Raw genomic sequence first — 20,314 nt, 5'->3', positions numbered from 1 at the left:
AACCACCCAATTCTTACCGAATTGGGGTGCTTTTGCGTCTGCTCGCCACCTAAAGGAGACCCCGGCATGAAATCGATCGACGACCTGGCCGCCGACCTCAACTTCACCACCGCCAAGACCGGCGCCGAGCGGTCGGTGACGTTGCTGCCGGATCCGCCTCGGGCGCAACGCCGCTACACGGTCATCTCGGTGGACGACCACATCGTCGAGCCGCCGGACACCTTCACCGGGCGGTTGCCGCGCAAGTTCGCCGACCGCGCACCGAAGGTCGTCGACACCCCCGAGGGCGGACAGACGTGGGTCTACGACGGTCACATACTGCCCAACGTCGGGTTCAACGCGGTGGTGGGGCGGCCCGTCTCTGAGTACGGGTTCGAACCGGTCCGATTCGACGAAATGCGCAGGGGCGCTTGGGATATCCATGCCCGAGTCAAGGACATGGACCTCAACGGTATCTACGCGTCGCTGAACTTCCCGTCGTTCCTGCCCGGATTCGCCGGCCAGCGCCTGCAGCAGGTCACCGGGGATCGCGACCTGGCCCTGGCCGCGGTGCGGGCCTGGAACGACTGGCACCTGGACGCGTGGGCTGGCCCCTATCCCGGCCGGATCATTCCGTGTCAACTGCCCTGGCTGCTGGATCCGGCGCTGGGTGCGGCCATGATCCGGGAGAACGCCGAACGGGGTTTCCACGCAGTGACGTTCAGCGAGAACCCGGCCATGCTCGGCTTGCCGAGTATCCACTCCGGGCATTGGGACCCGATGATGGCGGCGTGCGCCGAGACCGGCACGGTCGTCAACCTGCACATAGGGTCCTCCGGTTCGTCACCGTCGACGACCGCCGACGCCCCGCCGGACGTGCAAGGCGTGCTGTTCTTCGCTTACGCGATCTCGGCGGCGGTGGATTGGCTGTATTCCGGTCTGCCCAGCCGATTCCCCGACCTCAAGATCTGCCTGTCGGAGGGCGGAATCGGTTGGGTGGCGGGGTTATTGGACCGCCTGGACCACATGCTCAGTTACCACGAGATGTACGGCACCTGGCAGGCGCTGGGCGAGAGACTGACTCCCGCCGAGGTTTTCACGCGCAACTTCTGGTTCTGCGCGGTGGAGGACAAGTCGTCGTTCATGCAGTACGACCGCATCGGGGTGGACAACATCATGCTGGAGGCCGACTATCCGCACTGCGACTCGACGTGGCCGCACACTCAGCAGACGATCCACGAACAGATCGGTGGGTTGCCCGACGACGTCATCCGCAAGATCACTTGGCAGAACGCGTCACGGCTGTATCAGCATCCGGTGCCGGCCGAAATCCAGCGCGACCCCGAAGCTTTCTGAGATCAGGTGACCCATTCGGGTTGCTCGGCGGTGTCCACCGCCGAGAAGTCCTTGTGCCCCAACCCGGCAACGCAGCCGCCGTCGACGACGAACTCCGAGCCGGTGGAATAACTGGACTCGTCGCTGGCCAGGTACACCACCAGGCTGGAGACTTCCTCCGGTTCGGCGGCGCGCCCCAGCGCGGTCTGGAAGATGTCCTCGGGCACCCACTCGGTCATCGGCGTCTTGATCAGTCCGGGATGGATGGAGTTGACCCGGATACCGCTCGGGCCGAGCTCCAGCGCGGCGGACTTGGTCAGGCCGCGGACCGCGAACTTGGTGGCGGTGTAGCCGTGGCAGGCGATGGTGCCGGCCAGACCCTCGATGGAAGAGATGTTGATGATGGATCCGCGACCGGCCGCCTTCATCGGTTTCACGACCGCCCGGATGCCGAGAAAGACACCGGTCAGGTTGATGTCGAGGATCCGCTGCCACTCCGACAGTGCGTAGTCCTCGAACGTCCCGATGTTGATGATGCCGGCATTGTTCACCAGGATGTCCAGCCGGCCGAACTCTGTCACCGCGAGCTCGACGGCGGTATCCCATTGCTCGGGGTCGGTGACGTCGAGATGCAGGTAGCGTGCCGCGTCGCCGACCTCGGCCGCGACGGCCTTGCCCTCGTCGTCGAGGATGTCGCCGAACACCACTTTGGCTCCCTCGGCCACGAACCTCCGGACGTGCGCGGCGCCCATCCCGCGGGCGCCGCCACTGACGAGAGCGACCTTGTCGGTCAATCGGTTTGACATCCAAACTCCTATCTGGGACCGGCCGCGGGTAATCGTGGCACACCCGCCGGCACGGGTCCACCATACGCATGACAGTCGATGTATGGCCGCCGGACCCGAGCAGGTCGCTACGCTGGGTCGAGCTGACAGGGGAAAGACATGGTGAACACGGACCACGTCGATTTCAGTGCCGTCCCGTGGGGATCGGTGGAGTGGACAAACCTGGTGACACTGTACCTGCGGGCATATGAAAGCCGTTCGCCGCGAACCATTCTGGGTGACCACGAGGCTGCCGCGGCCGTGAACCGGATCACCTACGACTTCGACCGGATGCGCCGCACCATGCTGCCCGCGGTGAATCAATATATCGTCGCCCTGCGCGCCAAACGGATCGACGATTGGTGCGCCGCGTTCTTGCAACGAGAGCCCGACGCGGTCGTACTGCATCTCGGTTGTGGCCTCGACGCCCGGGCGTTCCGGCTCGCCGTGCCCGAGTCCGTGCACTGGTACGACCTGGACCAACCCTCCGTGATCGCGTTGCGTCGTCGACTCTACGAGGAAACCGACCGGTACCGCATGATCGGCTCGTCGGTCACCAGCCCGCACTGGTTGACTGACATCACGACCGGACGGCCCACGCTGGTCGTCGCCGAGGGCCTCCTCATGTATCTACCCGAACGCGACGTCCGCGAGTTGCTGAGCCGCCTGACCGATCAATTCGCCAGCGGCGAAATGCTTTTCGATACCGTCGCACCGTTCGGGCCGGTGTTGTCCAGGGTGTTCACCAAGGGAATCGTCAAGTGGGGAATCCGGGACGTGCGCGCTTTGGAAGCCTGGAATCCGCGACTGCATGCTTTGGAGCGCCGGCCGGTGCTCGCCGACCACGACAGGATTCCGGTGCGGCCGGTACGTCTGATTTACAAAGGGCTTTCGCGAATTTTCGGATCCTCCTACGACGTGCTGAACCGCTTCGGCTACTGACCCGTACCCGCCCATCGACTAGCGTCACTGTCATGCAGCTCACCGGCAAGACAGTTCTGCTCACCGGTGCGACCGGCGGCCTGGGCCGCGCGATCGCCAAGGCGCTCGCCGAGCGGGGCGCCCATCTGATCCTGAGTTCGCGCAAACAGCAAGAACTTGACGACCTGTCGGCCTCGCTCGTCGGCGACGGGCACCGGACGATCGTCAGCGATCTCGCTGACCCCGGCGCCGGCCTGGCTCTGCTCGGCGAGGCCGGCCCGATCGACGTGCTGGTCGCCAACGCGGCGCTGCCGGCCTCGGGCAAGCTGGACAGCTACACCGCCGAGCAGGTCGACCGCGCCCTGCGAGTCAATCTCGAGGTGCCGGTGCAGATGACCCGCGAACTGATCCCGGCGTTCGTCGAACGCGGGTCCGGCCACTTCGTCTACATCTCGTCGATCTCCGGCAAAGCGGCCACCGCCCGCGCGTCGCTGTACGCGGCAACCAAGTTCGGCCTGCGCGGCTTCGCTTTCTGCCTGCGGGATGACCTGCGCCCCGAAGGCATCGGCGTCTCGGTGGTCAGCCCCGGCATGATCGGCAACGCAGGCATGTTCGCCGAGTCCGGCGCCCCGGCTCCGGCGTTGATGGGCACCGGGACACCGGAACAGGTGGGCGCCGGTGTGGTCACCGCCATCGAACGCAATCGGCGCGAAGTGACGGTCGCGCCACTGCAGCAGCGACTGCTGGGACAGTTCGCCGCCACCGCCCCGGAAGTTGCCTCACGTCTGGCCGGAAACATAGCCGTGAAGGCAGCGGACCAAGTCGCGGCCGGACAAACCCACAAGCGGTGAAAATGTGATGGCATCCTGGCCTGGTGGGAGTGCTGTTCCGGTTACTCGAGCTGCTGTTGCTGATGCTGCCGCTGGTCGGCCTGATCGCGGCCGGTATCAAGGCGATCTCGTCGATGAACCGTCGGGCGACGCAGACCGCTGACACCGCGGACCAGAACGTCGGTGCCGATGACCTGGGCGGCGTCTCGGCGAGAAACCCCGCGGCGCACTGGCGGGCGATCCGGCGCGCGCTGGAGGCGCACGAGCAGACCGACGCACGCTGGTTGCAGTACGAGCTCGACGCGTCGCGCCTGCTGGACTACCCGCTGATGACCGATCTGCGGGATCCGCTGACCGCCGGCTTCCACAAGGCGAGGCTGCGTGCGGACCTGCACAAACCGCTGCGGGCAGAAGACCTCTTCGACGATCGTGACGCCGCGCGCCAGTATCTGGAGGCCGTCGAGGATTACGTCACGGCGTTCAACGCCGCGGAAGCCGAAGCGACCCGCCGGCGGCGCAGCGATTTCTCCGCCGAGGAAAATCAACGGCTGGCCCGGGCGCAAAGCCTGTTTCGGGTCGCCGCGGACAGCGGTGCGACAGCCCAGGAACGCCAGCATGCGTACGGGTTGGCGCGCACCGAGCTCGACGGCCTCATCGTGCTCCCCGACGCCACTCGCGCTGCAATCGAGCGTGCGATCGCCGGTGAGATCGACAGCTAGCCCTTCAGCCGCACCATGCGCGTGGTGGTGCTTTCATCGAGGTCGACGAGGTCACTGCGGGACCGCAGGAAATCGCTGAAAGACTTGAAGCCCAATGACTTTTCGCTGAACGACGGGTTCATCCGCTTCATCTGTGCCTTCACCTCGGAGTTGTGCAGCCAGTCCGCGTCGTCCTTTTCCTGGCCGATCCGCAGCGCCCGCTCGAGCAGCCCGGTCGCCGCGAGTTGCGGGTCCGGTGGCGGCGGCTCGTCCTCGGGTTCGGACGGACTTGCGTGCCGTCCGCGCTTGCGTGGTGGGGGTGTGGTGGGCGCGGTCGAGATCCCCGGCAGCGCGTCGTAGGTGACGAACTCGTCGCAGGCGGCGGCCAGCGATTGGCTGCTGGCCCCGGCCACGCCGATGCCGACAACGTAGCGGCCCAACCGTTTACAGCGCTGCGCCAATGCGATGTAGTCCGAATCGCCGCCGACGATCACGACGTGCGTGAGATCGGGCAGCCGGAACATGTCCTCGACGGCGTCGACTGCCAGCCGGATGTCGGCGCCGTTCTTGCCGTAGGCGGCTGCCGGGAAAAGCTGGACGAGGTCGACGGCGCGCCCGACCAGCTGGCCGTGGTAGTTCGCGTTCACCTCCGCTGACCAGTCGGCATAGGCGCGGGTGAGCACCAGCGTGCCGAACGAGGACGCGAAGTCCATGATCGCGCCGAGGTCGACGGTGGCGACCCGCAGCCGTTCCTTGTCGAGTCCCTTTGCTTTGTCTTTCTGGAATGTGCTGCGACCGTGGACCTGGTCGTAGCGGGAGATGACGATGTTGTCGAAGTCGAAGTAGACGGCCACCCGGGTCGCGCTGGAGTCGGTCACCCGGCCATCGTCCGTCATCAACCGATCATTCGGTAGACGGTGCCCCGCTCGTCGCGCACCCAGAGGGTTTCGTCCGCGCCGATCGCGGTGCCTTCAGCGATCAACTGGCGTTTGAGCACCTTGTGGGTGGCGGTGCTGGGCAGCTCGGCAGCGATTCGGACGTAGCGCGGGCGCGCTTTGGGCGACAGATCGGGTTGCTCGTCGAGGAACGCTTCGAAGGATTCCGGGTCGAAGGCGCCGTCGTCGTGCAGCACCACCGCGGCCATCACCTGGTCACCGACCCGCTCGTCCGGAACGGCATACACTGCCACCCGATTGACCGCGTTGTGCCGCAACAGGATTCGCTCGATCGGTGCGGCCGCCAGGTTCTCCCCGTCCACCCGCATCCAATCGGCGGTGCGCCCGGCCAGGTAGATCCAGCCCTCAGCATCGCGGTAGGCGAGGTCGCCGGACCAGTACATGCCGTGCCGCATGCGTTCGGCGTTCGCTTCGGGATCGTTGTAGTAGCCGGCGAACAAGCCCGAACCCGTCGTGTTGACCAGTTCGCCCACCGCTTCGTCGGCGTTGGCCAGCGCACCGTCTTCGTCGAACCGGGCGAGTGGGCACTCCGTGACGGTGTCGCTGTCGTACACCGCGACTCCGGCCATGCCTTTGCCGATCGAGCCCGACGGGGTGCCCGGTTCGCGCACCACGATGACCGCGTTCTCGGTGGAGCCGAAACCGTCCTCGACCCGGGCTCCGAAGCGGCGGCCGAACGCTTTGATGTCTTTCTCGTTGGCCTCGTTACCGAACGCCACTCGCAACGGGTTGTCAGCGTCGTCGTCGCGTTCAGGTGTGGCCAGGATGTAGGCCAGGGGTTTGCCGACGTAATTCATGTAGGTGACGTCGTACCGGCGGACGTCGTCGAGAAATTGGCTCGCCGAGAATTTCGCCGGCACGATGGCAGCGCCGGAGGCCACTGCGGGCGCCCATCCCGCGACCACTGCGTTGGAGTGGAACAGCGGCATGGACACATAGCAGGTGTCTGCAGAAGTCAGGGCGAAGCGCTCGGCCAGGTTGCGCCCGGAGAACACCGGCATCAGGTGCGGAAACTGCACGGCTTTGGGGTTGCCACTGGTCCCGGACGTGAAGATCATCATGAACGGGTCCATCATCTCGACCTCACGGTGGGGGACCAGCGGGCCGGCGCCCGCGACCATGTCCGTCCACTCCGCTGTCGAGGTGTCCAGGATCCGTGCCCCGGCCAGGTCCAGCCCGTCCAGCAGCCCTCGGTGCTCGGCGTCGGTGACGACGATCTGGCAGTCCGACCGCCGCACATCGGCGGCCAGCGCCTCACCCCGCCGCGTGGTGTTCAGTCCGCACAGGACATAACCGCCGAGCCCGGCGGCCGCCAACTGCGTCAGCATGTCCGGCGTGTTGGCCAGCAGCGACCCGATGTGCATGGGACGGTCCGGATCGGCGGCCGCCAGCAGGGCCGCGGCCCGCGCCGCCGATTCGGTGAGGTACTGACTCCAAGTCCATTGCAGCTCACCGTATTTCACTGCAATCGCGGAGTCTGACAGCCGCTCTCGCAGCAGTGCCTGGATCGTGTCGCTCATGAATTCGGTTCCGTCCGTAGTCGGGTCGCGCTGTGCTGCAGCTCGAGGTAGCTGCTGAGGATGTCGACGAGCACGCGACGTTCCTTGCTGGTGTCGACCGGACGGTGCATGACCAGTTGGTTGGCCACCATGCCGCGCAACGTGGTCAGCAGGTGCCCACCGATGGCCGCGCTCTGGGTGGGGTCCAGGTCGCGGTCCAGCTCCGCGCCCAGCGTGCTGAAAGCCTTGCCCAGACGTTTGATGTGCCCGGTCGCCGCGGCGCCGCGGGTTGCGCGGGTGCCGATCAGGATCTCGGTCGCCGCGCGTGCGGTGGGGCTCGACATCGCTTGCCAGGCAGCGGTTACCACTGCGCTCACCCGCTCCCGCGTCGGAGTGCCGGGCGTGGCGGGCGGCAACGATTTCAGCGCGTCCAGCAATTCGGCGAAACCACGGTCTACCACCGCCATCAACAAACCGTCGCGGTCGCCGAAATGGTATTGGATCACTCCCCAGGTGACCCCGGCGGTGTCGGCGATGTGCCTGCCGCTGGCCGCGGCAATGCCTTCGCTGAGCAGGATCTGGACGGTCACGTCGATCACCATCGCGCGGGTGCGCTGGGCCCTGATCTGATTGCCGTGCGCCGGCCGGGTCGGAGCGTTTCGCCGCGACATCATCGCGCGGACACCGAGGTGGAAAACATTGCGGATGTGATGTTATGACAACGCCGGCGGATGGGGGTAGACGGGACCGCATTCGGGCAGTGCCCGCCTATGCTTGCGGCAATGGCGGAGAAGACGACGTGCGCAATCATCGGGGGCGGCCCGGCGGGCATGGTCCTGGGTCTCCTGCTGGCGCGTGCGGGTGTGGACGTCACGCTGCTGGAGAAGCACGGTGACTTCCTGCGCGACTTCCGTGGTGACACCGTGCATTGCTCGACGATGCGGTTACTCGACGAGCTCGGATTGTGGAAGTCGTTCTCGGCCTTGCCCTTTACCGAGGTGCGCAAGGCCGCTTTCCGATCCGACGGACGCTCGGTGACCTACATCGACTTCGAGCGGCTGCGTCAACCGCACCCGTTCATCGCGATGGTGCCGCAATGGGACCTGCTGAACCTGCTCGCCGAGGCAGCCGGCGCCGAACCCACCTTTACGCTGCGGATGAACAGTGAGGTCACCGGGTTGATCCGGGACGGGGGCCGAGTCGCCGGAGTCCGCTACCGAGGCCCGGACGGGCCGGGCGAACTCCGCGCCGACCTCACCGTCGGTTGCGATGGCCGCTGGTCGATCGCGCGTCAGGAAGCCGGTTTGCCCGCCCACGACTATCCGGTGAAGTTCGACGTGTGGTGGTTCAAGTTGCCGCGCGACGACGACACGGAGTTCTCCTTCCTGCCGCGCACCGGCCCGGGCAAGGCTTTGGGTGTCATCCCGCGCGAAGGCTATTTCCAGATCGCCTACATCGGAGTCAAGGGCACCGACGCCCAGTTGCGCGCGCAGGGTATCGAGGCCTTCCGTCGCGACGTCGCCGAGTTGGTGCCCGAGGCCTCTGGTTCAGCGAACTCGGTGGACGGACTCGCGTCGATGGACGACGTCAAGCACCTCGACGTCCGGGTGAATCGACTGCGTCGCTGGCACTGCGACGGGTTGCTGTGCATTGGTGACGCCGCTCACGCCATGTCCCCGCTCGGGGGAGTCGGGATCAACCTGGCGGTACAGGACGCCGTGGCTGCCGCCACCATTCTGGCCGAGCCGCTGCTACGACGTCGGGTCACCGGCCGTCACCTGGCGGCGGTCCGGCGACGCCGTGTGTTTCCCACCGCGACAACCCAATTCGTGCAGCGGATGCTGCACCGGGGGCTGCTCGGCCCGCTGCTGCGCGGCGAGGACCCCGCACCGCCCGCTGCGCTGTTCCGGGTGATCGAACGGCTGCCATGGCTGTCGGTGGTGCCGGCATACTTCATCGGGGTGGGTGTGCTGCCCGAGCATGCACCGGCCTTCGCGCGCCGTCCGTGAACGCTACGCGAATCCTCTGATCCTTCAACGAATTTCCGGGAGCAGCCGGCGCACGGCCGCAGCCGGTCGATCGGACTCACCCCCGGCCGATGCCAACGACCGTTGTGGACCCTCGATCTCGACCACCAGGTGGCACGCCATCCCGGCACGATTCGGCCGCGGATCATTCGGGTATCCCACGAATACAAGGCTCGTCGCAACCGCTGAATGAGCCGAAGGGAATACGGTAATGAACATCAAGAAGATCACTGGAACTGCCCTGATCAGCGGCGCTTTGGTCGCCGGGTCGATGGGAATGGGCATCGGGACGGCGTCAGCGAAACCGCACGTGCCGGGACCCCCGCCGATTCCGCCGGGTCAGGTCGACGGATGGAAGCCTGCGCCTGGTCAGGTCAAGCAATACTGCCCGTGGCAGTCGCCGCCTGGACACTGGATCGGCGGACCGCACGGCATTCCCTGCACTTGAGTTCGGCCTGATCAACGCACATCTGTCGCAGGGTGGCTCTACTAATGTAGAGTGCACCCGTGCGACAACCCCGTCGACGGCGCCGTGGATAAGCGCCGCAAACCCAATCCCGCCGAGCGCCGCCGTGATCTCTGCGACGCGGCGATCCAGTTGTTGGCCGATGACGGCGCCAAGGGGCTCAGCCATCTGAAGGTCGACCGCAAAGCGGCGGTGCCCGCCGGGACGACGTCTTTCTACTTCCGGACCCGGTCCGCGCTGTTGCTCGCGGTCGCCGAACGCCTGGCCGAGTTGGATCTGGCGAACTTGCAGTCCGTGGCCGACGATCCCGACGCCGGCCGCGCGCAGCGATCGCCTTCGTTGCTGTCGCAGGTAGTGATCCAGTCCGGCCGGGAGCCGGAACTGTCCCGGACCCGGGCCAGATACGAGCTGACGATGCAGGCCGCGCGTGATCCTCAGTTGGCGGCCACGCTGGCCCAGGGAACCGACGCGTTCACCAAGCTGCACCGCGAAATCCTGGTGCAACTGATGCCCCATGGGGCGGAGCTGGAATCGGCCGTTGTGGAAGATCTGAGCAACGTCACGCTGACCTTCATCAACGGTCTGCTGCTGCGCTTCGCCCACGGCGACCGAATCATCGACAGCGCAGAGCAACTCGACCGGATCCTGGCGGCCATCGCCAGCGGTGTTCTCAAAAGCCCGATGAAGGGCCAATTGACCGGTGCCGGCGACCCCCCGCCGCCGCGCCGCCGCAACACCAAAGCACCGGGTTAGATGCGCGGATTCGGTCTTGCCACGGCACCCGGCGTGTGGTTCTCTACGAGTATAGAGAATGGCTTTCTATGACCTCGCCCGCAGCCCGGGTCGGGTCAAAACGCCAGTGGTAGGAGAGCTTTCGTGACGACAAGCACCGACAGCCAGGTCCGCTTCGACCCCTACGACGTCGGCCTGATCGCCGATCCGTACCCGATGTTCGCGCGGCTGCGGGAAGAGGCGCCGCTCTACTACAACGCGCAGTTCGACTTCTTTGCGCTGAGCCGGTTCGCCGATGTGAACAAGGCGCTCGTCGACCACGCCACTTTCAGTTCCGCGCGCGGTGCGATCTTGGAGCTGATCAAGGCCAACCTCGACATCCCGTCGGGATTACTGATTTTCGAGGATCCGCCGGTTCACGACGTGCACCGCAAGCTGTTGTCGCGCATGTTCACCCCGCGCAAGATCAGTGCACTCGAGCCGATGATCCGTGACTTCTGCGCGCAGTGCCTCAATCCCTGTATCGGCACCGGCCAGTTCGACTTCGTCACCGACCTTGGGGCTCAGATGCCGATGAAGGTGATCAGCGCGCTGTTGGGGATTCCCGAGAACGATCAGGAATATATCCGCGACCGGGGCAACGCCCAGCTGCGCACCGAAGCAGGCCAACCGATGCGGGCTGCCGAACAGGGCGTGTCGGTGGGGGAGCAGTTCGCGGCCTATATCGACTGGCGCGCAGACAATCCGTCCGACGACATCATGACCGAACTGCTCAACGTCGAGTTCGTCGACGAATCCGGCACCACGCGGCACCTGACGCGAGACGAAATCCTGGTCTATCTCAACGTGGTCGCCGGAGCGGGCAACGAGACGACGACCCGGCTGATCGGTTGGGCGGGCAAGGTATTGGCCGAGCATCCCGACCAGCGTCGCGAGCTCGCCCAGGATCCCGGACTGATCCCGCAGGCGATCGAGGAGTTGCTTCGTTACGAGCCGCCCGCTCCGCATGTTTCGCGGTACGTGACCCGAGACGTCACCTGGCACGGACAGACGGTGCCGGAGGGCTCGGTGATGATGATGCTGATCGGCGCCGCATGTCGGGATCCGCGCCAATTCGGGCCTGACGCCGACGAATTCAACATTCACCGCCCCGCTCGTCCGCACCTCACCTTCAGCGTCGGCACCCACTTCTGCCTGGGATCGGCCCTAGCTCGCCTGGAAGGACGTATTGCTTTGGAGGAAATCCTGAAACGCTTCCCGGAGTGGGAGGTCGATCTCACGAACGCGCATCTCAGCCCGACGTCGACGGTGCGAGGCTGGGAATCCATGCCGGCGCAGGTGTCTCGATGACCGGTCGGGTCGAAGGGAAGGTGGCGCTCATCAGCGGCGCCGCGCGCGGCCAGGGCCGCAGTCACGCGGTGCGCCTGGCCCAGGAAGGCGCCGACATCATCGCGGTCGACATCTGCGGGCCCGTCGAGAATCTCGCCTATCCTCATGCCACGCCCGACGATCTCGCCGAGACGGCCGACCTGGTGAAGGCACTCGACCGGCGCATCGTGACCGCCCAGGTCGACGTCCGCGACTACGACGCCCTCAAGTCGGCGGTGGACGGTGGGGTGGAGCAACTCGGCAGGCTCGACGTCGTCGTGGCCAACGCAGGCATCGGCACCTTCGGCAACAAGCTGCACAAGATCGGCGAGGACGTCTGGCAGGACATGATCGACGTCAACCTCTCCGGCGTCTGGAAAACCGTGAAAGCCGGTGTGCCACATATCATCGCCGGCAAGCGGGGCGGCTCCATCGTGTTGACCGGCTCGGTCGGGTCGCACAAGGCGCTTGCCTACACCGGACACTACATCGCCGCCAAGCACGGTGTGATGGGTCTGATGCGCAGCTTCGCCGTCGAACTGGGTCAGCACATGATCCGGGTGAACTCGGTGCACCCCAGCCAGGTCAACACCCCAATGACGATGAACGAGGTGACGTTTCGGCTGTTTCGGCCGGACCTGGAAAATCCCGGACCCGAGGACTTCGCGCCGTTCTCCCAGATGACGCACACGCTGCCGGTGCCGTGGGTGGAGGCCGTCGACATCAGTAACGCGGTGCTGTTCCTGGCCTCAGACGAATCCCGTTACATCACCGGTGTTTCGCTGCCCGTCGACGCGGGCGCACTGCTCAAGTAATCCCTGACTCAACCACGCAACAGAACTGGAGAACCCATGCCCGAATACGACTACGAAGAGATGAAGAAGGAAGCCGAGCAGTACATCAAGTTCGAAAAGGATGTGAAGAACCGGATCGCCTACATCACCTTCGACCGTCCCGACGCCCAGAACTCCACCACCTTGGGCATGCGGCAGAACTACGCCGACCTGATCCACAAATGCAACGTGGACGACGACGTCAAGGTGGTGGTGATCCGGGGTGAGGGCGAGGATTTCGGCAGTGGCGGGGATTTGCCCGAACAGCGCGGGATGCTCGAGAACCCGGGGATGCCGTTGTTGCACGAACTCGCGATCAACGACGACGATGTCAAATACCCACCGGGCGGGTCGTACCGGTACCTGTCCACCGTCACCGACTTCTACGCCAAGGCACGAGCCGGAAACCGCCCGCTTCAAGAACTACGCAAGATCAGCATCATCGAAGCGAAGGGTTACTGCTACGGGTGGCACTTCTACCAGGCTGGCGACGCCGACCTGGTGATCTCTTCGGACGACGCGCTTTTCGGTCACCCCGCCTTCCGCTACGTGGGCTGGGGTCCGCGGTTATGGTGGTGGGCCGAAACCATGGGGCTGCGCAAGTTCTCCGAGATGCTGTTCACCGGAAGGCCGTTCAGCGCCAAGGAGATGTACGACTGCGGGTTCGTCAACAGCGTGGTGCCCCGCGACAAGCTGGAAGCCGAGACCGAGAAATACGCCCTCGCCTGTTCGCGCTCCCGCCCCACCGACACCGTCGCCGTGCAGAAGACTTTCCTGGAGCTCTACAAGCAGCACAAGGGTGAATACTTCGGCAGCCTGCTCACCGGCATGGTGGAAGGAATGCTGCCGATGATCGCCAACGATGCGCAAGAGGTCGACCTGACCGCCGGCACCTTCGAGAAGGGTTTGAACAATGTGGTCAAGGACAACGACATGAACTTTCCCCCGGAGTGGCGGCTGAGCCGATCGGGTCGTCAGAAGCCCTGATCGCCGTGTCGGCCTTGACCGGCATCGTCGTCATCGAGTTGGACGACTCGGTGGCGGTCGAGTACTGCGGAAAGTTGTTGTCGGACTTCGGCGCCGAGGTCGTCAAGATCGAAGCGCCGGGGGTTGGCAGCCGCACCCGGGTCATGTCACCGGTCGTCGCCGAAACACGCGACGGCAGTGCGCTGTTCGGCTACCTGAACACCAACAAGTACTCGGTGGAGCTGGACGTCACCGATTCCGCGGGTATGCACCGTCTGGAGCGGTTGATCGGCGGAGCGGACGTCGTGCTGAGTGCGGGCGCCGCGGACTTCGCCGCCCGGCACCCAGCCGTGGTGTGCTGTTCGATCACGCCGTTCGGCGTGGGAGAGTTCGAGAACGCCAAGAGTATCAACGTGTTCCACGCCAGCGGTTGGGGCTACCACACCCCGAGTCATGCCGACCGCGCCGCGCCGCCGCTGCAGGGTCCCGGTCGATTTCTCGCCGACTATGAGGCCGGGCTCGACGCGGCATTGTGCGTCGTGTCCGCACTGCTGGGACGGCTGCGACGCGGCCAGGGTGAATCCATCGACGTCTCCGCACAGGCCGTGCTGGTGTCGCGAGCCGACTGCATCGTCGGTCGGTTCCTCGCCGGAGAGGATCCCGCCACCGGTGACCGCGGCGATTACGACCAGCGGGGCCCGGCGTCATTCTTCGCGTGCGCGGACGGCTTCGTCTATCTGTACGTGACCAACCGCGCGCACTGGCTGGGCATCAAAGCGTTGCTGGACCACCCGGTGTGGTTGGACGAGTTCGACGACGACTGGTTGGAGTTCTCGGTGACGGCCGCGAAGGTCGACGCTTTCCAGCGTGGATTCGCCGGATGGGTTCGCAACCTGGACAAGGAGTCCGCTGCCGAACGCGCACAGCGGCTGGGGGTTCCGCTGGTCCCGGTCAACGACGCCGAGGATCTGCGTCGATCCGCTCAGTACCGGCACCGCGGCTTCTTCCGAACGTTGCGGCACCCGGTGCTGGGCACCGGATCCTATCCCGGCGTCCCGTATGCGCTGAGTGCCTCTCCTGCCGAACTCGTCTCCGCCGCACCAACTCTCGGGCAGCACACCGATCAGATCCTGCACCGCCCCGATCGCCGCGTCGGACCGGCGCCGCGGTCGCGGCCCGCCCGGCTTGGCACGGAGCGCGGCGGACCACTGCAAGGGGTGCGGGTCGTCGAGCTGACCAAGGTGTGGGCCGGCCCATACGCGGGAAAGTTGCTGGCGCTGTTGGGTGCCGAAGTGATCAAGGTCGAGACCGCGAGCAGTCCCGAGGAGATGCGCGCCTACGGGGGGACCGACATCGACCACGCGCCCTACTTCCTGAGCATCAACCCCGAGATCCGCAGCGTCGACCTCGACATCAAGACGCCGGACGGACGGGCGCGACTGCGTGAGCTGATCGCGCAGAGCGACATCGTGATCAACAACCTGCGCCCTGGGGCTATGGAGCGCCAGGGTCTGGGTTTTCAGGATCTCGCGGCGATCAATGCGGACATCATCGCGGTATCGATCAAAATGTGGGGCAACGACGGTCCGCAAGCGCATCAGACCGGGTATGCGCCGTGTTTCGCCGCGTTGGCCGGGCTCGCCGCGCTGGTGGGTTATGCGGGTGGTCCGCCGCTCGGGATGAGCATGCGTTACGGCGATTCCACGGTCGGTGCGGCCGCGGCCTATGCGGCCGTGGTGGCTTTACTGCATCGCGAACTCACCGGCACCGGTCAATTCGTCGACGTGTCGGCGGTCGAGACGCTGTCCTCGATGATCGGGGACAGCCTGCTCGAACAGAGCCTCACCGGAAAGCCGCTGGTACCCGTCGGCAACACCAACCCCGACATGTGCCCGCACGGTTGCTACCCGTGCGCGGACGACACGTGGATCAGTGTGGCCATTGCCGATGACGCTGAATGGCAACGGTTTTGCCGGGTGCTCGATGCGCCGCTGCTGGCAACCGAGACGCGCTACGCGACGTCGGGCGGTCGGCTCCGGCACGCGCAGGAGCTGGATGCCGAAATCGCGCTGCTTACCCGACACCACGAAGCCGCCGAACTCAGCGGCCGGCTGCGCCGAGCGGGTGTCGCGGCGTGCAAGAGCGCCACCTCGTTGGATGTGATCAGCGACCCACGGCTCTGGGACCGCGAGCTGTACCGGTTCGTCAGCGATCATCGCGAGGGTCAGCGCCCGATCGTGGGACCGTCCTGGCGGATGGCCCGTGACCCGGCGCAGATCACGCGCGGCGCACCGAACCTGGGCGAGGACACCGAATATGTGCTGCGCGAGATCGTGCGCACCGAACCACGATCGGATGCCCGAACATGACGGCAAAACTGGCCGGCACCGCGGCACTGGTGACGGGCGCGAGCAGCGGCATCGGTGCTGCGACGGCGAAAGCGCTGGCCGCGCAAGGCGCCGCGGTGGCGTTGTTGGCGCGGCGGGCCGACCGCCTGCGGGCCCTGCAGGCCGAAATCGAATCCAGCGGCGGCACAGCGCTTCCGGTGCCCGCGGACGTCACCGATGCCGAGCAGGTAGCCGCCGCCGTCGAACGCGCCGTGACCGAGCTGGGCCGGCTCGACATCGTGGTGAACAATGCCGGCCTGATGCAGCCGGGAGCCGCGACCGAGGCATCACTGCGGGACTGGGACGACATGGTCGCGGTCAACGTCCAGGGGGTGCTGTACGTCACCCGTGCCGCCTTGCCGTATCTCGTTGCGGCGGCTGCGGATTCACCGCGTGGGGTGGCCGACCTGGTCACCGTCAGCTCCACCGCGGGCTGGGTGGCCCGGCCGGGCACAGCGGTCTACTCGCTGACGAAATTCGGTGTCAACGCGTTCAGCGAGGGCATCCGGCAGGAGATGATCGCCAAGCGGGTCCGGGTCGGGGTGGTGGGACCCGGGACCGTCGACACCGAGATCTTCACGCATCTGGCCGCGCCCTCCCGCGACGCGTTCGAGCGGCAAACCGCCGATATGGTCAAGCTCGTTCCGGAGGACATCGCAGATGCCGTGCTGTACATGGTCACTCGTGACCGGCGGGTGGCGGTCAACCACATGCTGGTGCGTGCGGCCGAGCAGACCTGGTGATGGACGACCGATGGATCCCCGGCGACGACAGCGGGCTGCTGATTCCCCTAGAGCCCAGCGCGTTACGTGACAGCGGCCCACGGTTCTTGACCGACGCATTCCGGGCGTCAGGGGCGTTGGCGGCCGACAACTTCGTCTCCGACGTCACGGCTTTCGACGAGATCGACGCCGGCAGTACCGGACGCAAAGCGGCACTGTCGGTCGAATACGCCAGCCCCGGCCCGGCGCTGCATACCGAGTTGTTCGTGAAGTTCTCCCGTGATCTGCGGAACCCGATTCGGGATCGCGGCAAGACGCAGATGGAGCCGGAAGTCCGGTTCGCGGCGCTGTCCCGCGCACCCGCGTTCCCAATTTCGGTGCCCCACGCGCTGTTTGCCGACTATCAGCGGGCGAGCGGCACCGGAATTCTGATCACCGAGCGGATAGAGTTCGGCCGCAACGGGATTGAGCGTCAATATCACAAGTGCCTCGACTACGAGATGCCCGCGCCCGCCGAACACTATGGAGCACTGTTGGCCGCGCTGGCCCGGCTGGCGGGAACTCACCGCTCCGGTCGGTTGCCGACATACCTGACCGCACACTTTCCGCTGGACGTACGGGGCGCCACGGTGGGGGAGCGCCGTGTGCTCAGTACGGACCAGCTCGAACGCAGGTTGTCCCAGCTGGCTGATTTCGTCGACGTCGCGCCTGGGCTGCTGCCCGCGAACGTGGCGGATCCGATGTTTGTGGCCCGGCTGCGCGAGGACGTGCCACGCATCGCCGAGCACGAGGGCACCGTAATGCGGTTGCTCGCCAACGACTCCGACTACGTTGCGCTGTGCCACTGGAACGCCAACGTGGACAACGCCTGGTTCTGGCGCGACCCCGGCGGCGTGCTGCGCTGCGGATTACTGGACTGGGGCTGTGTGGGCCAGATGAACCTCGGTATGGCCATCTGGGGAGCCATGTCGGGCGCCGAAACCGACTTGTGGAACGATCATTTCGACGCGCTGCTGCGGCTGGTCGCCAACGAAGTGCGCGGTCACGGCGGACCGGAGTTGGACCCGGACAGGCTGCGCCGCCACACCCTGCTCTATGCGGCCGCGATGGGTGTCGCCTGGCTGCTGGACGTACCGGCGTTGATCGGCAAGCGATTCGGCGCGGACGTTCCCGTTGAACGCAAGGACCCGCGCATCAGGGACGACGAAAGTGTTCGCGCGCCACTGCAGATGTTGTCGAATCTGCTCAACCTGTGGGAGCGGCACCGGGTTGGTGAGTTGCTCGAAGTAGCTCTGGCCGAAGAAAAATCAGCACGGCGCTGAGCTATAGCTGCTCCAGGACGCGGCGATTACGCTGACGCTGAGGGGTCGTGATGAGTTCCAGCGTGTTTCCTGCCGCGGGGTGAGGCGCGTCGGCCGCTGCACGGTTTTCGGTGTGAAACGTTGGATTCGATTGTGAAGTCACGGCTTTCAGAGTGAGCCCAGGGCGGGGAAATCGGCAAAAATCCCGCCCAGGCTTCACCCGCAACGCCAAGGATTCACACTCAAAACCCAGGCTTCACGCTCACACGGCAGCAACTGGTGTCGCTGCTGACGTTGTTAACCGGGCTTCTTCAGATGCGGCCCCAACATCTGGTGCCACGCCTTCGACATGTTGCGGAACTCCTCCTCGCAATTGCCGGCGCGGTCTTCCGGCAGGTCTCCGGAGCTGACGATGTCGGCATTGGCGGTGGTGTCCGACCCGTAGATCCAGCACTCCCAGTTGTACATCCGGGTGATGTCCATCGAATGCCCGTCCCAGAAGGGAAGCTCGTTCGCATCGCCCGCTTCCCTGGCGCTGAGCTTCCAGTCCTGCGCGGTATCGGTCGCGATGCGCACCCCGTTGGGGTAGGGCTTTCCGTCTGCGCCGGGGTCCAGCAGTTCAAAGGCCGACAGTTGGTCGGCGACGTCCTCTTCCCGCCCGGTGAACGCGAGCTCGTAGATGGCCAGGGTGGCGTGGCCGAGCTCGTGATAGAACCCCGAAATCGTCGCGTTGACCGCGGCCAGCGCCGGATTGGGATTCTCGAATCGCGCGAATCGCGTCTCGCTCTCTTGGATGTCCTCGTAGCAGAGTTGGATCTCGTTGAGGTTGGGGTCCCAGTAGTCGTTGGCCTCACCGCATTGTTTGCCGACCGCCCCGACGTCGTGCGGCAGGTTCAGGGTGTCGTTGACGTGCCCGGCGACGCTCTCCAGCAGCTTGGCGTCAACCATCAATTGGCGGCCGCGCTGCGCCTCGGGGGTGGTGGCGTCCTCGTAACGGATTGTCATCTTGGCCGCCACCGGGGGCTCGTTGGTCGCGGTGATAGACGTGGTCTCCGCCGATTCGGCCGCCGGCGACCTGTCGTCGGAATGGTGCGAGGTGCTCTTCGACCCGCTGCACCCGGCCGCCAGCAGTGCGGCGCAGGCGGCGACGACGATGACTGGCCTGCGCATGCCGCTGGCCCCCTTCGATGATGCGGTGCCGTTTCTCGTGGTCTGCCCGGGACCGGTGAGAACGTTACGACACTCGGCCTCGAGAAAGAGGGTAAACGCCGCAGCGAGATGGGCGTTTCGCGGCGTAGATCCGCTGCGCGGCGAACCCGGTCAGCAGGTCGTTGAACGGTTTTCGGGACGGCTCAAGGATTCGACAGGAGCAGTATCACCCGGCCCCCGGATGTCGGCTCGGGGAAGGCGCTTTCGTCGAAGCCGTAATACCGCCGCTGCTCGGCGGTGATGTCGTCGACCACCTTCCCGGTGGCCTGCAATGCCCCGCCGCGGACGTCGGCCATCACCCCCCGGAAGTCGGGCACCGACAACGCCTCGGCCAGCAACAATGCGTCACCGCCGGACGGGAGCCGCACCAGCACGCCGGCGCCCGCATAGTTGTTGCCGCCTCGGCCGGTGCCCCGCGGCGCCCAATAGATCGGACCCGACGTCACCGTCCCCCGCACCCGCCGGTAGTCGCCGGGATGCTGCGCGTCGACGACGGTGACGACGGGCAAGGCGGCGATGGTGCGTTGCTCCTTGACCCACATGACGCCGAGCGGGAGACAGACGATCGCGTACATCATCGCCAACAAGACGAGCACCGGCTTCCACGCGATCTCCCAACCCAGGCGGGCCTGCGAGATCGGCATTCCGGCGAGCTGCTCGTCGAGGTCGCGGCGCCCGAACCGGAAGACGTACCAGGACAGCACGCGCGCCAGCGCCATGACGGCGAGAATGGTGAGTCCGACGATGCCGCAGACCCGGAAGTAGAACGTGCTGTCGCCCTGGTTGGCAGTCGCGGCGACCATCACGGCCGGGATCGGTGCCGTGAGCAGCAACAGCAGGGCGTAGGACGGGTGGCTGGTCAGAAACGGATAGGTCACCGTCCAGGCCCGGTTCCCGCCGTAGACGGTTACCGGCCCCACGTCGGCGTGGACCGTCGGCGTCCAGGATCCCTCGACCATTCGGGGCTTGACCAAGGACCGTACGAACAGAGCCCCGAAGATCAGCGCGACGACCAGGGCTCCCCAGAACACCGTGTCGAGTCGTTCACCGGTGCCGGGCACCCCGAAAGCGCCATGGATGTCGATCAACTTTCCGATGAAGAACATCAACGGCAGCGCGAAGAGCAACTCCAACAGCCAGACTTGGATCAGCTGCGGGATGCGGGAACCGAGTCGGTCGAAGGCCAGCACCCGTCGCCACAGGAACTGCCCGGCACCCATGACGCAAGACCCTATCGAGCCCGGATACGCCCGGGTTTGAC

At 65.8% G+C, this 20,314-nt stretch carries 19 protein-coding genes; 13 read left to right on the top strand and 6 right to left on the bottom strand.

From position 1 onward, the window contains the following. Nucleotides 1–66: 66 nt before the first annotated feature. Nucleotides 67–1,335: an amidohydrolase family protein gene (locus AC5Y4D_RS04230; protein WP_500036464.1), complete on the top strand. Its 1,269-nt coding sequence runs from the start codon at nt 67–69 to the stop codon at nt 1,333–1,335. Nucleotides 1,336–1,337: 2 nt separating this feature from the next. Here AC5Y4D_RS04230 and AC5Y4D_RS04225 read toward each other — a convergent pair whose 3' ends face one another. Continuing rightward, on the bottom strand, nt 1,338–2,120 hold the full coding sequence (locus AC5Y4D_RS04225) for an SDR family oxidoreductase (RefSeq protein ID WP_500036463.1): 783 nt from the start codon (nt 2,118–2,120) through the stop codon (nt 1,338–1,340). Between the two features lie 138 nt (nt 2,121–2,258). Here AC5Y4D_RS04225 and AC5Y4D_RS04220 point away from each other — a divergent pair, with 138 nt between their 5' ends. The 3 genes from AC5Y4D_RS04220 to AC5Y4D_RS04210 are packed head-to-tail and all read left to right on the top strand — an operon-like array spanning nt 2,259 to nt 4,608. Further along, the gene (locus AC5Y4D_RS04220) at nt 2,259–3,080 is read left to right on the top strand and encodes a class I SAM-dependent methyltransferase (protein ID WP_500036462.1); all 822 of its coding nucleotides are present in this window, start codon (nt 2,259–2,261) and stop codon (nt 3,078–3,080) included. A gap of 32 nt (nt 3,081–3,112) precedes the next feature. Further along, on the top strand, nt 3,113–3,910 hold the full coding sequence (locus AC5Y4D_RS04215) for an SDR family NAD(P)-dependent oxidoreductase (protein WP_500036461.1): 798 nt from the start codon (nt 3,113–3,115) through the stop codon (nt 3,908–3,910). A gap of 23 nt (nt 3,911–3,933) precedes the next feature. Then, entirely contained in the window at nt 3,934–4,608 is a 675-nt protein-coding gene (locus AC5Y4D_RS04210) for a hypothetical protein (RefSeq protein WP_500036460.1), read from the top strand. Here the strand turns inward: AC5Y4D_RS04210 and AC5Y4D_RS04205 are convergent. From AC5Y4D_RS04205 to AC5Y4D_RS04195, 3 genes are read right to left on the bottom strand one after another with little or no spacing between them, the layout of a single operon-like run. Then, on the bottom strand, nt 4,605–5,483 hold the full coding sequence (locus AC5Y4D_RS04205) for an NYN domain-containing protein (protein ID WP_500036459.1): 879 nt from the start codon (nt 5,481–5,483) through the stop codon (nt 4,605–4,607). The genes AC5Y4D_RS04210 and AC5Y4D_RS04205 overlap by 4 nt on opposite strands. After that, nucleotides 5,483–7,063: a fatty-acid--CoA ligase FadD1 gene (gene fadD1 / locus AC5Y4D_RS04200; protein ID WP_500036458.1), complete on the bottom strand. Its 1,581-nt coding sequence runs from the start codon at nt 7,061–7,063 to the stop codon at nt 5,483–5,485. The genes AC5Y4D_RS04205 and fadD1 overlap by 1 nt, the downstream gene beginning before the upstream one ends. Then, complete coding sequence (locus AC5Y4D_RS04195) at nt 7,060–7,713, bottom strand: TetR/AcrR family transcriptional regulator (RefSeq protein ID WP_500036457.1); 654 nt, start codon at nt 7,711–7,713, stop codon at nt 7,060–7,062. The genes fadD1 and AC5Y4D_RS04195 overlap by 4 nt, the downstream gene beginning before the upstream one ends. Before the next feature lie 111 nt (nt 7,714–7,824). Here AC5Y4D_RS04195 and AC5Y4D_RS04190 point away from each other — a divergent pair, with 111 nt between their 5' ends. The 9 genes from AC5Y4D_RS04190 (at nt 7,825) to AC5Y4D_RS04150 (ending at nt 17,865) form a co-directional block, all read left to right on the top strand. Next, nucleotides 7,825–9,051 carry an FAD-dependent oxidoreductase gene (locus tag AC5Y4D_RS04190; protein ID WP_500036456.1) on the top strand — a complete coding sequence of 409 codons (1,227 nt, stop codon included), beginning with the start codon at nt 7,825–7,827 and terminating at the stop codon, nt 9,049–9,051. A 229-nt stretch (nt 9,052–9,280) separates the two neighbouring features. Further along, nucleotides 9,281–9,517, top strand: a complete 237-nt coding sequence (locus AC5Y4D_RS04185; RefSeq protein ID WP_499942581.1) for a hypothetical protein — start codon at nt 9,281–9,283, stop codon at nt 9,515–9,517. An 84-nt stretch (nt 9,518–9,601) separates the two neighbouring features. Beyond that, nucleotides 9,602–10,288, top strand: a complete 687-nt coding sequence (locus tag AC5Y4D_RS04180) for a TetR/AcrR family transcriptional regulator (protein ID WP_499942871.1) — start codon at nt 9,602–9,604, stop codon at nt 10,286–10,288. A 123-nt stretch (nt 10,289–10,411) separates the two neighbouring features. Continuing rightward, on the top strand, nt 10,412–11,617 hold the full coding sequence (locus tag AC5Y4D_RS04175; protein WP_500036455.1) for a cytochrome P450: 1,206 nt from the start codon (nt 10,412–10,414) through the stop codon (nt 11,615–11,617). Then, nucleotides 11,614–12,450, top strand: a complete 837-nt coding sequence (locus AC5Y4D_RS04170) for a mycofactocin-coupled SDR family oxidoreductase (protein WP_500036454.1) — start codon at nt 11,614–11,616, stop codon at nt 12,448–12,450. Before AC5Y4D_RS04175 ends, AC5Y4D_RS04170 begins: the two co-directional genes overlap by 4 nt. A 36-nt stretch (nt 12,451–12,486) precedes the next feature. Further along, the gene (locus AC5Y4D_RS04165; RefSeq protein WP_499942575.1) at nt 12,487–13,455 is read left to right on the top strand and encodes an enoyl-CoA hydratase/isomerase family protein; all 969 of its coding nucleotides are present in this window, start codon (nt 12,487–12,489) and stop codon (nt 13,453–13,455) included. Between the two features lie 5 nt (nt 13,456–13,460). Next, nucleotides 13,461–15,803, top strand: coding sequence for a CaiB/BaiF CoA transferase family protein (locus AC5Y4D_RS04160; RefSeq protein ID WP_500036473.1), 2,343 nt, complete (start codon nt 13,461–13,463; stop codon nt 15,801–15,803). Then, entirely contained in the window at nt 15,800–16,564 is a 765-nt protein-coding gene (locus AC5Y4D_RS04155) for an SDR family NAD(P)-dependent oxidoreductase (RefSeq protein ID WP_500036453.1), read from the top strand. Before AC5Y4D_RS04160 ends, AC5Y4D_RS04155 begins: the two co-directional genes overlap by 4 nt. Further along, complete coding sequence (locus AC5Y4D_RS04150; RefSeq protein ID WP_500036452.1) at nt 16,564–17,865, top strand: hypothetical protein; 1,302 nt, start codon at nt 16,564–16,566, stop codon at nt 17,863–17,865. The genes AC5Y4D_RS04155 and AC5Y4D_RS04150 overlap by 1 nt, the downstream gene beginning before the upstream one ends. A gap of 276 nt (nt 17,866–18,141) precedes the next feature. On the opposite strand, the gene AC5Y4D_RS04145 is transcribed toward AC5Y4D_RS04150, so the two are convergent. Further along, the gene (locus AC5Y4D_RS04145) at nt 18,142–18,849 is read right to left on the bottom strand and encodes a DUF4344 domain-containing metallopeptidase (protein ID WP_500036472.1); all 708 of its coding nucleotides are present in this window, start codon (nt 18,847–18,849) and stop codon (nt 18,142–18,144) included. A gap of 347 nt (nt 18,850–19,196) precedes the next feature. Then, nucleotides 19,197–20,273 (bottom strand): hypothetical protein, encoded by a 1,077-nt coding sequence (locus AC5Y4D_RS04140; RefSeq protein ID WP_500036451.1) that lies wholly within the window; start codon nt 20,271–20,273, stop codon nt 19,197–19,199. Nucleotides 20,274–20,314: the final 41 nt, after the last annotated feature.

The organism is Mycobacterium sp. NGS67, from assembly GCF_059812185.1.
Note: the sequence above shows the minus strand (reverse complement) of the source record. Positions and strands in the feature narration are given on the sequence as shown.